This window comes from Pseudomonas sp. MPDS, assembly GCF_013283895.1.
Taxonomy (GTDB): domain Bacteria; phylum Pseudomonadota; class Gammaproteobacteria; order Pseudomonadales; family Pseudomonadaceae; genus Aquipseudomonas; species Aquipseudomonas rhizophila.
Genome location: NZ_CP054128.1, coordinates 2,270,721 through 2,283,942, shown reverse-complemented (window position 1 = coordinate 2,283,942; position 13,222 = coordinate 2,270,721). Strand labels below are relative to the sequence as shown.

Annotated in this window: 11 protein-coding genes; 1 reads left to right on the top strand and 10 read right to left on the bottom strand. The window is 61.2% G+C overall.

Annotated elements, in window-relative coordinates; genetic code table 11:
- Positions 1-53: 53 nt before the first annotated feature.
- The 3 genes from HQ912_RS10020 to HQ912_RS10010 all read right to left on the bottom strand — a co-directional run bounded on the left by HQ912_RS10020 (position 54) and on the right by HQ912_RS10010 (position 2,888).
- Positions 54-1,037 (bottom strand): FecR family protein, encoded by a 984-nt coding sequence (locus HQ912_RS10020; protein ID WP_076383901.1) that lies wholly within the window; start codon positions 1,035-1,037, stop codon positions 54-56.
- 37 nt (positions 1,038-1,074) lie between these two features.
- Positions 1,075-1,575, bottom strand: a complete 501-nt coding sequence (locus HQ912_RS10015) for a sigma-70 family RNA polymerase sigma factor (RefSeq protein ID WP_107322221.1) — start codon at positions 1,573-1,575, stop codon at positions 1,075-1,077.
- Between the two features lie 170 nt (positions 1,576-1,745).
- On the bottom strand, positions 1,746-2,888 hold the full coding sequence (locus HQ912_RS10010) for an MFS transporter (protein WP_047229278.1): 1,143 nt from the start codon (positions 2,886-2,888) through the stop codon (positions 1,746-1,748).
- A 95-nt stretch (positions 2,889-2,983) separates the two neighbouring features.
- On the opposite strand from HQ912_RS10010, the gene HQ912_RS10005 reads away from it, so the two are divergent.
- Positions 2,984-3,748 (top strand): AraC family transcriptional regulator, encoded by a 765-nt coding sequence (locus HQ912_RS10005; protein ID WP_173406740.1) that lies wholly within the window; start codon positions 2,984-2,986, stop codon positions 3,746-3,748.
- A 12-nt stretch (positions 3,749-3,760) separates the two neighbouring features.
- Here HQ912_RS10005 and HQ912_RS10000 read toward each other — a convergent pair whose 3' ends face one another.
- The 7 genes from HQ912_RS10000 to HQ912_RS09970 all read right to left on the bottom strand — a co-directional run bounded on the left by HQ912_RS10000 (position 3,761) and on the right by HQ912_RS09970 (position 13,092).
- On the bottom strand, positions 3,761-4,201 hold the full coding sequence (locus HQ912_RS10000) for a carboxymuconolactone decarboxylase family protein (RefSeq protein WP_047229280.1): 441 nt from the start codon (positions 4,199-4,201) through the stop codon (positions 3,761-3,763).
- Positions 4,202-4,312: 111 nt separating this feature from the next.
- Positions 4,313-5,755, bottom strand: a complete 1,443-nt coding sequence (locus HQ912_RS09995) for a mechanosensitive ion channel family protein (RefSeq protein WP_047229281.1) — start codon at positions 5,753-5,755, stop codon at positions 4,313-4,315.
- A 180-nt stretch (positions 5,756-5,935) separates the two neighbouring features.
- Complete coding sequence (locus HQ912_RS09990; RefSeq protein WP_047229282.1) at positions 5,936-6,802, bottom strand: pirin family protein; 867 nt, start codon at positions 6,800-6,802, stop codon at positions 5,936-5,938.
- A 180-nt stretch (positions 6,803-6,982) separates the two neighbouring features.
- Positions 6,983-7,597 (bottom strand): response regulator transcription factor, encoded by a 615-nt coding sequence (locus HQ912_RS09985; RefSeq protein WP_047229283.1) that lies wholly within the window; start codon positions 7,595-7,597, stop codon positions 6,983-6,985.
- 115 nt (positions 7,598-7,712) lie between these two features.
- A complete protein-coding gene (locus tag HQ912_RS09980; protein ID WP_047229284.1) occupies positions 7,713-8,147 on the bottom strand; it encodes a chemotaxis protein CheY in 435 nt (144 codons plus the stop codon).
- Positions 8,148-8,275: 128 nt separating this feature from the next.
- Positions 8,276-11,560 (bottom strand): transporter substrate-binding domain-containing protein, encoded by a 3,285-nt coding sequence (locus HQ912_RS09975; RefSeq protein ID WP_173406739.1) that lies wholly within the window; start codon positions 11,558-11,560, stop codon positions 8,276-8,278.
- Positions 11,561-11,757: 197 nt separating this feature from the next.
- Positions 11,758-13,092, bottom strand: a complete 1,335-nt coding sequence (locus tag HQ912_RS09970) for a lysine N(6)-hydroxylase/L-ornithine N(5)-oxygenase family protein (RefSeq protein ID WP_173406738.1) — start codon at positions 13,090-13,092, stop codon at positions 11,758-11,760.
- Between the last annotated feature and the right edge of the window lie 130 nt (positions 13,093-13,222).

Below are 13,222 nucleotides of genomic sequence, written 5' to 3'. Positions count from 1 at the left end.
GCAAACCAGTTGCAGTTGGACAAGAAGACGAAGAACTCGAAAAAAACCTGAATTTACCGCGCAATTATTTCCTGGCTGCCGTCATCCAGGGTGCGCACGGCCACCGGCAGGATGTTGGGCAAAGCCTTGAGCAGCGCCTCGGGGTTATCGGCACGAAACACGCTGGTCAGGCGCAAGTTGCCCACCGCCGCGCTGCCGACGCGCAGGGGTTTAGCGCGATAACGGGAAACCTCCTGGACGACTTCGCTCAAGGGAGCGTTGTTGAACACCAGTTTGCCGTGGCGCCAGGCGGTGAGTTCATCGGCGTTGATGCCATAAGGTGCGGCGACCTTGCCCTGCGCATCGATACGGGTGCCAAGGCCGGCCGTGAGGCTGACGAACTCGGCCTGCGCCGCGTCGCGCCCCTGAACCTTGACACTGCCCTGCTCCACCGCCACCCGGGTTGAGTCGGCATCGCGGCGCACATCGAAGCGCGTTCCGGTCACCGTCACCCGGCCGTTGCCCGCCTCCACCGTAAACGGCCGGCCAGCGTCATGCTCGACGCGAAACAACGCCTCGCCTTCGGCCAGTTCCACGCGCCGTTGATGGTGGACGAACTGAACACGCACGCGGCTGCGGCTGTTGAGGTCGATCACCGAACCGTCCGGCAGCGCGATGTGCCGGCGCTCGCCCAGGGCCGTGGCAAATTCAGCGCTGTAATCGCTGGAAGCACCCAAGCCGCTGAACAAGCCCAGCCCGACCGCCATCGCCAACAGCCCGGCGGCCACGGCGAAGCGCAGCAGCGGTCGACGCTGGGGACGTTTGGCGGGTGGTTCGCACAACGCTTGCAGACGTTCCTTGGGCAGCAGATCCGTGGCGCTCCAGATCCCCTGTAGAAGTAGAATTTCGTCGCGGTGATTAGGATGCTCGTCCAGCCAGGCCTCGTAACGCTGGCGCTCATCGACACCCATGACGGGAGCTTGCAAGCGTACGAACCATTGCGCCGCCTCGTCGCGAACCCGGTTCTGCCCGCACGGGCATTCACGGTTATCCATCATGGAAGGTCCTGTGGCTCAGGTGGAAGATAACGACGGATCATTGGCCAGCCCCGTCCAGACGATCGCGCAGATGCCGCAGGGTGCGGATCATATACTTTTCCACCATGTTTTTTGACAAGCCCAGGCGCTCGGCGATTTCCGCCTGGGTCAAGCCTTCGATCTTCTGCCAGACAAACACCGTACGGCAATTGGCCGGCAGCTCGGCCAGTGCCCTTTCGATGGAGTCCGCCAACTGGATCGCGTGCATGTAGTGCTCCGGGTCGCCCGAAAGCGACTGGCTGTGATCGAGCGCCGCCTCCTCCATGGCGCCCCGCCGATCTTCGCGCCGATAGCCATCCACCGCAATATTGCGCGCCGTCTGGTGCAAATAAGCCCGCGGCTGCTGGACATCAGCCGAATCGGACTCGAGCACCCGCACGAAAGTATCGTGAGCCAGGTCCTCGGCCTGCTGGCGATTGCGCAGGCGACGAGTCCAGGTGCCGATCAACTCTTCGTAATGCTCGAAAAAGCCAGGTCTGCGGGGCGGCTTGGGGGTCATCGCACTGCGCTGTAGGGACGGGGCGTGAATAGTAATGCTTCCTATTAAGCCGAAGCAAACCTATTGCAGTGCCTGTCGTCCGAAGCTTTCAAACTTAAGACAATCCTGTGGGAGCGAGCCTACTCGCGATTGCGGACTGACCCTCAACATTGATGTTGACTGATACACCGTCATCGCGAGCAGGCTCGCTCCCACATCAGGTGAACCGTCAGGCACACCGCCAGTGAGCCGCACAGAATCAGGGTCCAGCCCAGCGCCTGGAACCAGGCTGCTAGCATCAACGCGCCTCCTATCAGCAAGTAATAGAACAGGCCAAACAGCGCGCCAGCGGTGCCCAGGCAATCACCGTAGCGTACCAATGCCGCACCGAGCACGTTGGGTATCGCCATGCCAAACGCCAGGACAATCAACAGCATCGCCACAACAAAACCAGCGCTGTCGAGCAGGCCCTGAACGCTTATCCCCCCCATCAGCAGCACGATCGCCGCAACAGCCGATAACTGAGAGCCGTCGAAACCCCGTGCAAGCAGACGCTTGTTCAGCCACGCCCCCAGACCCGAACCCAACGCCAGAATCGCCCCGCTGTAGCCGAACAGCTCAGGGCTCAACCCGAGCCGTTCGAACTGGAACGGAGCGAGGTTGTAGTAGCTGAACAGGGCGACGTTGAATGCCGCCACCAAAAACGACGAGCGCCAGATGTCCGGGTCCTTCAGCATGCGCCACAGAGTCGTCAACAAGGGTTGCGGCGGGACACTGCCCTCAAGCGTCTCGGGCAAGGATCGCGCGCTCCACCACAGTAGAATCAGCGACAGCATCAACAGGCCACCGAGTGTGCCTTGATAGCCAAAGAAGCGAACCAGGCTGGCACCGCTGAACAAACCGATCGCCGGGCTGGCCGCGAGGGGAATGCCAATCATCGAAAAAACCTTGCCCAGTTCCGCGCCCTGGTAGCGATCACGCAGAATCGTCTGGGTGACCACCGAACCGACCGCCGCACCAAACGCAGCCAGAGCCTGGACGGCCAGTAATGCGTCGAAGGTGTCGACGTTCAGGCCCAGCACCGTCCCTAGCGCATACAACGCCAACCCACCCAGCATGGCGGGCCTTCGGCCGATGCGGTCACAGACGCCCCCCCACACCACCACACCCAAGGCGAATCCCAGGAAAAATACGGACAACATCTGCGCCGCCATTTCGGCGCTGACGGCAAAGGTCAGGCTGATGTCTGCCAATGCAGGGCTATAGAGGGTCTGGGCAATTTGCGGAAACATCACCAAGGCAATCGCCAGGCCGAGGAACGGACGAGAAGTCATGGGCACGCTCGTTAGAAAAACGACGAGCAGTCTACGAAGCCAGGACTGTCGTATTATCCAAAGCCTGACAACTGATCCTTGAAATCGGACAACTTATGGCTTGGCTCGGCGCTCACGCCCGGTTCGACCCCGACTGTCATAGCGCGCCGGTCATCGGCATTGCAGCGACGCTGGGGCACCACGATTCTGGCCTACACCAGCATCAACGCGGGCAACTGCTATTTACGCGACAGGGCTGCGCGCGCATCACACTGGCGCAACAGCTGTGCCTGCTGCCCCCGTCGCGAGCTGCCTGGATTCCACCGCTGACGCCCCATCGGGCGGTGATGCAGCAGAGCGTGGATTACCGATCGATCTACCTGACGGCGACGCTGTGCGCGGACCTGCCTTCACGCGTTTGCGTCATTGAGGTCTCGCCGCTGCTGCACGCTGTACTCGAGCCGATCACCGACGCGGCGTTCGACAGCGACTGGACCCAAGGTCGCAACCTGCACTTGCTGGGGTTGTGCCTGAACGAAATCCGTGAGGCGGCAGAACAGCCGATGCTGCTACCGCTGCCTCAGGACAAACGCCTCGCGCCTTTGCTCACAACCCTGGACCACCTGCCACCAACATTGGCGGTGCTGGAGCAAAAGATCGGTGCCAGCGGCCGAACCATCGGACGGATCTTTCAACGGGAAACCGGCATGGGTTATCAACAGTGGCGCCAGCAATGGCGCCTGATGCGCGCCATTGAACTGCTCGCCACTGGTCGCAGCCTGAGCTACAGCGCCTTTGAACTGGGCTTTGCCAGTGACAGCGCTTTCATCGCCTATTTCAAGCACATGACCGGTCGTACACCGAGGACCTATCTGGATTGATTGCCGGTGGACTCACGCCTCAGGCATCTTGCGAAAGCCCACCGCCAAGCGGTTCCAGCCATTGATGGCGTTGATTGCCACGGTCAGGTCGACCATTTCCTTGGGCGTGAAATGCTGGTTCAGCAGTTCGTAGTCGGCGTCTGGCGCATGGGTGTCGCTCAAGCGGGTCAGCGCTTCGGTCCAGGCCAGCGCGGCGCGTTCGCGAGGGGTGAAAAACGGGGCTTCGCGCCAGGCGGTCACGGCATACAGGCGACGCTCCGTCTCGCCGTCCTTGCGGGCATCGGCGGTGTGCATGTCGATGCAGAAGGCGCAACCGTTGATTTGCGAGGAACGCAGCTTGACCAGTTCCAGCAGGGATTTTTCCAGGCCCAGTTTCGAAACAGCGGTTTCGAACGCCAGCATGGCTTTGAAAGCTTCAGGGGAGGCAGTGTAGAAATCGATACGCGGTTGCATGGTGAACTCCAGAACAATTGGGTGTGGCGCTACGTTAGCCTCGCGGTGGCGCGGTACAAATAGCCAATTATTGGGAAGTTCGGGGGGCCAATGCACGCCCTTGATACTTGCTCAGGCCCGACTGCGCAACCATTGCAGGAAGCGCTTCTTGGCCACCGGTTTGGGAACGTCGCGGGTCAGGTTCTGGGCCAGGTGCATGCGCACGTCCAGCAGGTTCTTCATCGCGTCATTGATGTCGCGGCGAGCGTCCAGGCAGGGTTTGAGGTAGCTCTTCTCGATGCGATAAAGGGTGCAGAAGGTCTTGGCGGAAAAGTTCGCCAGCGCGGCCTGGTCGGAAACGATCCCGGCTTCGCCAATAACCTCTCCCGGCCCCATGCGTCCGGCCTCGAACGGCTGGCCGTTACGAAACAGGGTCACGCTGACCACCCCCGACTCGATGATGAACAAATGATCGCTGACCTCCCCGGCCGGCAGGATCATGTCGCCGGCGCGGAAGGTCTGCAGGGTCATGTTCTGGCTGAAGGTGTCTTTCTCATCCTGGCGCAAGGTGGAGAAAATGCTCGAGCTTTCCAGCAGCGCACGGGGCCGCGACACGCCATTGGTGGACGCGCTTTCGCTGGTGGACAACAGGCTTACGCCCGATGCCTGCAAATGCCGGAAAGCCAGGTCGAACAACTGATTGCGCACCTCGCGCTTCTGGCCCATGGACGCGACGAACCCGCTGATTTCATATTCCGCCCCGGTGCTGCCGGTGCTCTTGAGTGTCACGCAGGGAGCCGGGCTGGCAAGCAGGGAACGACAACCAATCATCGCCCGCTCCAGCGCATCGATCACGGTTTGTGGCCGTGCATGCGGGCTGACCGGGATGCTGATGGATAACCCGTGGACATCGCTGGGCCGGCTGAAGTTGACGATCTTGGCCTTGGCCGCCAAGGAGTTGGGAATCACCGCCATGCTGCCCTGGGCGGTCTGCAACCGCGTGGCGCGCCAGTCGATGTCGGTGACCCGGCCTTCGGTGCCATCGATGGAAATCCAGTCATCGACTTGATAGGGCTTGGTGGTGTTGAGCACGATCCCGGAGAACACGTCACTGAGGGTACTCTGCAAGGCCAGGCCGACGATGATCGCCATCGCCCCGGAGGTTGCCAGGACGCCCTTGACCGGCAAGTCCAGCACATACGCCAGGGCAGCGATGACGGCGATCAGGAAGATCACCGCGCCGATCAGATCCTGCAAGAGCCGCCCGGTATGACCCACCCGTTGCATCATCACCGCGCCGATCATCACCGTCAGGGTCCGCGCAGCGAACAGCCACCAGGCAATTTGTAAACCGGTGGCCGCCAAGTGGCGTGGCACGTCGTCAACCCACTGCGCCGGTTGCAGGGGGTTGAGGCCTTCGTTGAACAGCAGCGCGCTGAACAACGAAAAAATCAGCAGCCGCCCGCCGATCTTCCAATAAGTCCGATCAGCGCTGACCAGCCGCCACAGCAGAATGTCGAGCACCAACAGCACCAAGGCACTCAGCAGTGGGTGATCGGAGATCAGAGACAGCATCGCGACAGCTCCAGGAAGGTCATGGGGCGAAGATTGGCACAAATTGAACGCGGCGTAGAGAGCACCGCAGAAACTCATGTGGGAGCGAGCCTGCTCGCGATTGCGGCGTATCCGTCAATGATGCATCGACTGTCAGACCGCTATCGCGAGCAGGCTCGCTCCCACAGGACTTGTCTCTGGTCAGTCGTCCATCGCGCCAAAACGACCGGAGTGGAAATCGTTGAAGGCCTGGTGAATTTCCTGCTCGCTGTTCATCACGAACGGGCCATGACCGACGATGGGTTCGTCGATGGGCTCGCCGCTGAGCAGCAACACCACCGCGTCGTGATTGGCGTGCAGGTGCAACTGCTCGCCGGCCCGGTCGAACAACGCCAGCTGCCCGGCTTCGACCCGCTCGCGACCGTTGACCTGAACCGTGCCACGCAGCACCACCAGTGCGGTGTTGTGGCCCTCGTGTACGTCGAGGGTCAGGTTTTTCCCGGCATTCAAGCGCATGTCCCAGACATCGATGGGCGTAAACGTCTTCGCCGGGCCCTGATGCCCCTCGAAGCGGCCGGCAATCAAGCGCAGGCTGCCAGCGTTGTCCTTCAGGTCGATGCTCGGAATGTCGCTCTTGAGGATTGTCTGGTAGCCGGCCGGGGCCATTTTGTCCTTGGCGGGCAGGTTGACCCACAGCTGAACCATCTCCATGAACCCGCCTTGCCGGGCGAAGTCCTCGGAGTGGAACTCTTCATGAATGATCCCGGAAGCGGCCGTCATCCATTGCACGTCGCCAGGGCCGATCTTGCCGCCGCTGCCAGTGGAATCCCGGTGTTCCAGTTCGCCCTGGTAGACGATGGTCACGGTTTCGAAACCGCGATGAGGGTGCTGGCCAACACCGCGACGCTCGGCGGTGGGTTCGAATTGCGTGGGAGCGGCGTGGTCCAGCAGCAGGAACGGGCTGATGTGCTTGCCCAGGTTGTCGTAGGAAAACAGCGTGCGAACCGGGAAGCCGTCACCGACCCAATGGGCTCGGGGGCTGGTGTAGACGCCGATGATGTTTTTCATGCGGTGGCTCCAATCGTGTTGCGAATCAGACGTTGCGATTCGATGGACACAGATTAAAACCACGAACGCAGCCGCACTAGACTGCAAAAATCAGTCTTAGCGTTCTATAGAGAGAACGATCGACCCCCAACTTCACTGATATGCCATCGCACGGGGCTGCAATGAGCCCGCACACAGGGATCACAAATGATTGCGCTTGGCGAAATCCGACAGACCCACCAGCGTCTTGAGTCCGAGTTTTTCCAGCAGACGGGTCTTGTAGGTGCTGACGGTTTTCGGACTCAGGAACAAGGCCTCGGCGATGTCCTTGCCGCGCATTCCCATGGCCAGCATTCGCAGAATGGATAGCTCGCGGGTCGAGAGACTTTCCAGGGTCTGCTGTTCAGTGCGTTGTTGAAAATCCAGCCTGACTGGCATTTGAGGGAAATAGGAGTAGCCGGATTTCAGCGCATGAATGGCCTTGATCAGTTCTTTCAGGTCGCTTTTCTTGGTCACAAAGCCCCTGGCTCCGGCCGAGATGCAGCGGTTGCAGAAGTGCTGCGCGTCCTGGGAAGTGAATACCAGCACCCCGCACTCTGGGAACTGGGTCATGATCCAGACCAACAGATCCATGCCATCGAATCCGTTCATCACCAGGTCCAGAATCACCAGGTCTGGGGCCTTTTCCTTGATCAACGCCCTGGCGTCGGCGACACCGCTCGCGTCCCTGACTCCGGTAAACCCCTCGTTCTGGCAAATGAGCCGCAATGCCCCTCGTATGACAGGGTGGTCATCCACGATCAATACGTCTTTCAAGGCAACTCCCCACGTAAATGCAAACGGCGCCGATGCCATGACTGCTTCGGACTGTTGCACAGGCGCCGGGCCATGCCACCTGTCAGGTCTGACAGTGCCGACCAACGGTGCAGCTTCACCCTGCGTGACCTTGCCTGAGAGGGCGAAGCCAGGGTCGCGTCAACTCGCTGGCCTGGGGATCAATCCGCTCCATCAGACTTGCCAGTGACGCAAGGTCAGGCAACTGGGCCGGGCTCAAGTGCATGCCCGGCCGCCGCGCGACCGCCGCCGAGGACAGGCCGACCTGTGGTGTGTTGTAAATCATCGCGTGACGAAGCTGGGGGTTATCGAGAATGAAATCGTGCAGGTTCAGCGCGCCGTTGGCCAAGCCGGCATTGACCACGACCAGGTCGAACGGCTCGCTGCCGTATTCCACCAGCGTCAACAGCTCCTGCAGGCCACTCACGGGGGCGATCCGAAAATAACCCTGTTGATTGAACAGGTGCTCAAGCCTCATTCGATGAGCATGTTGCGTGTCGGCAATCATGATACGTAATGCTTTGTTCGGCATGACAGGCATCCCAATCGTTAAGGGGCGTCAGGCTAGAGGAAGCTTTTGAGAGGCGCTGTAGGACGAATCCCAAAAAAGGGAGGAAAAAGGTACTTCGCATGTAGCTTCGGGATGACTACGCGGCTCGCTTATCCATGAGAAGACCCGCGGGGACCACTTCGCGCCCCAGCGGGAGCAAGCTCCCCCGCCACATAGGCCTCCAGTCGTTCAGTCAGGTGCTCCATGGCTTGGCGCACGTCATCCACCGCGGCGGCGAGCAACGACCGGTCGCCGCCACGGCAGGCACTTTCCAGGGCTTCGCAGGCGGCAATCAGGCGCTGGGCCCTGATCATCAGCGCGCCACCCTTGACCCGGTGCGCCAGATCCGCCAGCCCTGGCAGGTCTTGTCGGGCGAGCAGACGCATCAATTGCGCCAGGTCTTCGGCATTGCTGTTGACCATTTCCACTAGCAGTTTTTTGATTGAGCCCGTGTCACCTGCGCTCAATAGTTCAAGGCTGCTCAAGTCGATGTCGCCGGTGGTCGGCGCAGGCACCCGCTCATCGGGCACTGCAGCGCAATCCTGCGTGACCGAAGCCAGGCAGCTGTTCAGTTCCTTGAGGCTGATGGGTTTGAACAGGCAATCGTCCATGCCGGCCTCGACACAGCGGGCCTTTTCCTCGGGCTGGGCATTGGCCGTGAAACCCAGGATCACCCCCGGCGACAAACCCTCGGTCCGCTCCGCCTCGCGAATGGCCCGGGCCAGTTCGTAGCCGCTCATCAACGGCATGTTGCAGTCGGTAATGACGACATCGAATCGTTCAGCACGCCAGGCGCGCAACCCCTGGACACCATCGTCGGCTTCGCGGACGCGATGGCCCAGATAGCTCAGTTGCTGGGACAGCAGCAAACGGTTGGCCGGGTAGTCGTCCACCACCAGAATGTTCAGCGCCCGCACCGGTGCCAGCGCCTCGACTTGCGCCGACGGCGCTTGAGCCAAGGCATCGAGCGCCGGCAGGCTCAGCAGAACTTCAATCTGCGTGCCCTCCCCCGGCACGCTGCTCAACGTCAGGGTGCCGCCCATCATTTCGCAGAGCGTGCGGCTGATCACCAGCCCCAACCCGGAGCCGCTGCGGGCCGACTGGGTGTTGTTGCTGGCCTGGGTAAAAGGGCTGAACAAGCGGCGCTGATCCTCGGCCGAAATACCACAGCCGGTGTCTTCGACGCGCAGGCGGATCGGCAGGCACTGCGCGTCATCGCCCGGTGCGGCTCGCACACTCAAGCGCACCTGCCCCTGGTCGGTGAACTTGATGGCGTTGCTCAGCAGGTTCGACACGATCTGCTTGAAACGCAACGGATCAACCAATACGTCGCGGTTGATCGCGGCGTCGAGTTCAAGCTGTAAGTGCAGTTGTTTCTGCCAGGCCAGGCCTTCAAAGATCCGTGCCACCGACTCGATCAGTTCCCGCAGGTTGGCCCGCTGCGGGGTCAGCGACAACCTGCCGGACTCGATGCGGGCGATGTCGAGGATGTCACCGATCAAGTCGAGCATGCCGCGAGCGGCGCCCGACGCGACTTCGATGGCGAACCGGTCCATGACACCCTGGTCAGCTTTTTTCAGGGCCAGCTCCAGCATGCCGATCACCGCGTTCATGGGGGTGCGGATTTCATGGCTCATGGTCGCCAGGAAAGTGGTCTTGGCCCGGTTGGCATCATCGGCGCTTTGCTTGGCCACGCGCAGCTGTTCCAGCAGACGCCGCAGGTAAACGACCCACCCCAATGCCAGCAGCAACAGCAGCGCGGCGATGGCGAACCCCTGGACGATAGTGGTGCGGTTGCGCAACCAGTAGTTGTCGTCGATCACCACTTCACTGCGCCAACGATTGGTCAGCTCGTCCATTTCTTCGGGAGAAATGCTCAGCAGCGCCTTGTCCAGGATCGAATGCAGCTCCGGCGCATCACGATGAGTCGCCAGGGCCACGCTCTCCGGAAACGTTCCCACGGTGCTGGTGATTTGCAGTTTGCCGCGGTACTGGCGGGAAATCATATAGCGGGCACTGATCAGCGAATTGACCGCGCCGTCCACTGTGCCGGCGGCGACCATGGACATCGCATCCGCCGCGTTTTCAGCCGGCACCAGGTGCACCCGGGGAAACTGTTCCAGCAGATACTCACGCAGCACATTGCCCCGGATCAGCGCCAGGCGTTTGCCCTCCATCTGGTCCAACGTCAACGGGACCTTGCCCCTCAAGGGTGCCACCAGCACGAACGGATTGCTCAGGTAGGGCCGGGTAAAACGCAACGCCCCCTCAAGCTCGGTGCTCGGTGGAGCGGCGGCCAGTACGTCGGCCCGACCGCTTCTGACGCGCCCGATCACATCATGAAGCGAGTTACCCCGCTGGATATCGAACTTCAGGCCGGTGCGCAGGCTGATCCGGGCCAGCACATCGGCGCTGATACCGCGCAAATGGCCTTGTTCATCGATAAATGTGAGTGGCGGGAAGTTCTGGTTGACGGCCACTGTGATCCGCGGATGTGCATTCAGCCAACGCTGTTCCTTGACGCTGAAATGCAGGGGTTGCTGACCGGGTATGCTCGCACCGCCAGCGCTCCAGCGCCGCAGGATGCTCATGCGTTCACTGGCGGGGATAGCTTGTAGCGCGGCATTGATAATGCGCAGCAGGCGTGCGTTCTCGCGGCTGACCGCAAAGGCGAACGGCTGTACTTCCATGCGTGAGAAATCAGCCAGTTGGACGTTGTTCAGGTAGTTCTTGCTGATCAGGTAATTGGAGCTGATCGAATCCCCCAGGTAAACGTCGGCCTGCCCAAACGCCACAGCGCCGATAGCGCTCAAGGTCGAGGGGTATAACTGCAAGGCCGCATCCGGATAAAACGCCTTGACTGTCTCGGTGGGCAAATAGTGATACAGCATCGCCACGCGCATGCCCGCCAGGTCCGTGGGCAAGTCCTGGCTATCCGCGACGCGGGCCACCAGGGTGGGCAGGTCATCGGCATAGGCCTGGGACATCGCCAACGCCGGGTCGCTGGCTTCGAAGCCGTTGGCCGTGCCGAGCATGTCGATCTCACCGCTGCGCAGCGCCTGGAGCGATGCCTCCCGTGACGCGTAACGCTGCACCCGCACATCGACGTGCAACATCTGCCCCAGCAACTGGGCATAGTCCGCGGTGAGGCCTTCATAGTCGCGGCCATTGCTGGTGATACCGAACGGTGCGTAATCCGGCGCCGAGGCCCCCAACAGCAACGTTCCCTTGCCGCGTAGCCAGTTCCAGTCGGCCGCCCCCAGGGACACCGAATAGTCGCTCACACTGGAGCGCCCGAGCACTTGCAGCGACTCAGGTGCCGCGCCAACCTGCGGCGTCACACTTGATAAGCCCAGCAACAGCGCCACCAGGCCTGTGCGTAAGAACAGCGTCATTTGACTCAGGTTGTTTCGTTTGGCGTAGTCGGCCCGGAACACCCCCGACTTCACGTCAAGTCAGGGAGACCGGCTGATGGGTTCAGACTGCCAAAACGAGGGAACAGCGAACCGTCAACGCGCCTGTCAGAAAGACAGGACACGTGAGGTGAGTGTAGGAAGTTTCTGAAGAATTTCCTGGCGAGACTGCCGATTGCTTACGCCGTGGCCAGCTTCAGGTCGCGCACCGAACGGCTCTGTCCGCGATGGTTGCTGTGCTCGTACAGCGAACCAGCGATCTCATCGGCGCGCACCGGCAGGATCGACAACAAGGTATCGCTCAGGCCATGGCTGGCCTGGCAGAAGCCCTGCATGTAGATCGCCGCTTTGCAGCGCTCGTCGGTGATCAACTTGTAGTTGCGGTCCACCTCGAAATTCCCCAGGTATTGCTCAAGTGGCGCCAGCAATGTGCGGTGCATCTGCCGTTCGTAACCGGTGGCCAGCACCACCGCGTCATAACGGCGCACGCTCAACTCGCCGGTGGCGTTGTTGCGCACCGCCAGCTCCACGCCGGCATCGCTGGCCGTGGCTTTCTCCACCGTGGTGAGGGTACGGAAGGCATGACGGGCGATGCCTGAGACTTTCTGGCGATAGAAAATCCCGTAGATGCGTTCGATCAGGTCGATGTCCACCACCGAATAGTTGGTGTTGTGGTACTCGTTGACCAGCCGTTCGCGTTCGCTGTGGGGCTGCTGGAACACCAGATCAGTGAATTCCGGGGAGAACACCTCGTTGACGAACGGGCTGTCATCGGCAGGCTTGAGGGCCGAGCCGCGCAGGATCATGTCGACCTGCACCGAAGGAAAACTGTCGTTGAGGTCGATGAAGGCTTCCGCCGCGCTCTGCCCGCCGCCGATGATCGCGATGGTCATGGGCTGGCCGTTCACGCACGGCTGAGTCGCCATGCGCTCCAGGTACTGGGAATGGTGGAACACCCGAGCATCCTCCTTGAAGGCGGTGAACGCGTCGGGGATACGCGGCGTACCGCCGGCACTGACCACCACCGAGCGGGCGCTGCGCACGAGCTCTTCGCCCTGGCTGTCGCGGGAAATCACCCGCAAGGCTTCGACCTGCTGGTTGTGCAACACCGGCTCGATGCGCAGCACTTCTTCGCCGTAGCGGCTCTGCCTGGTGAACTGCCCGGCCACCCAGCGCAGGTAGTCGTTGTACTCCATACGGCACGGGTAGAACGTGCCAAGGTTGATGAAGTCCACCAGGCGGCCGTGATGCTTGAGGTAATTGACGAACGAATAGGGGCTGGTGGGGTTGCGCAGGGTCACCAGGTCCTTGAGGAAAGAAATCTGCAACTCACTCTGGCTCACCAGGGTATTGCCATGCCAGCGGTAGTCGGCCTGCTTGTCGAGGAACAGCACATCCAGTTCGCCCTGGACCGGGCCCCGCTCCTGCAGCGCGATGGCCAGCGCCAGGTTCGAGGGGCCGAAGCCGATACCGATCAAGTCGTGAACGTTGGGCGAAGCAATTGCCTGTGTCATGTCCAGTGTCCTCTGGAGGGCCCCTCAACAGGGCGCGAAAAGCCTGGGGTGACCCGACCGATCTTTGGCAAGCCGGCAAGTCGTCTGTTGAGAGGAACGAGGACAGTGAAAAAAAATTTACCGCGATGCG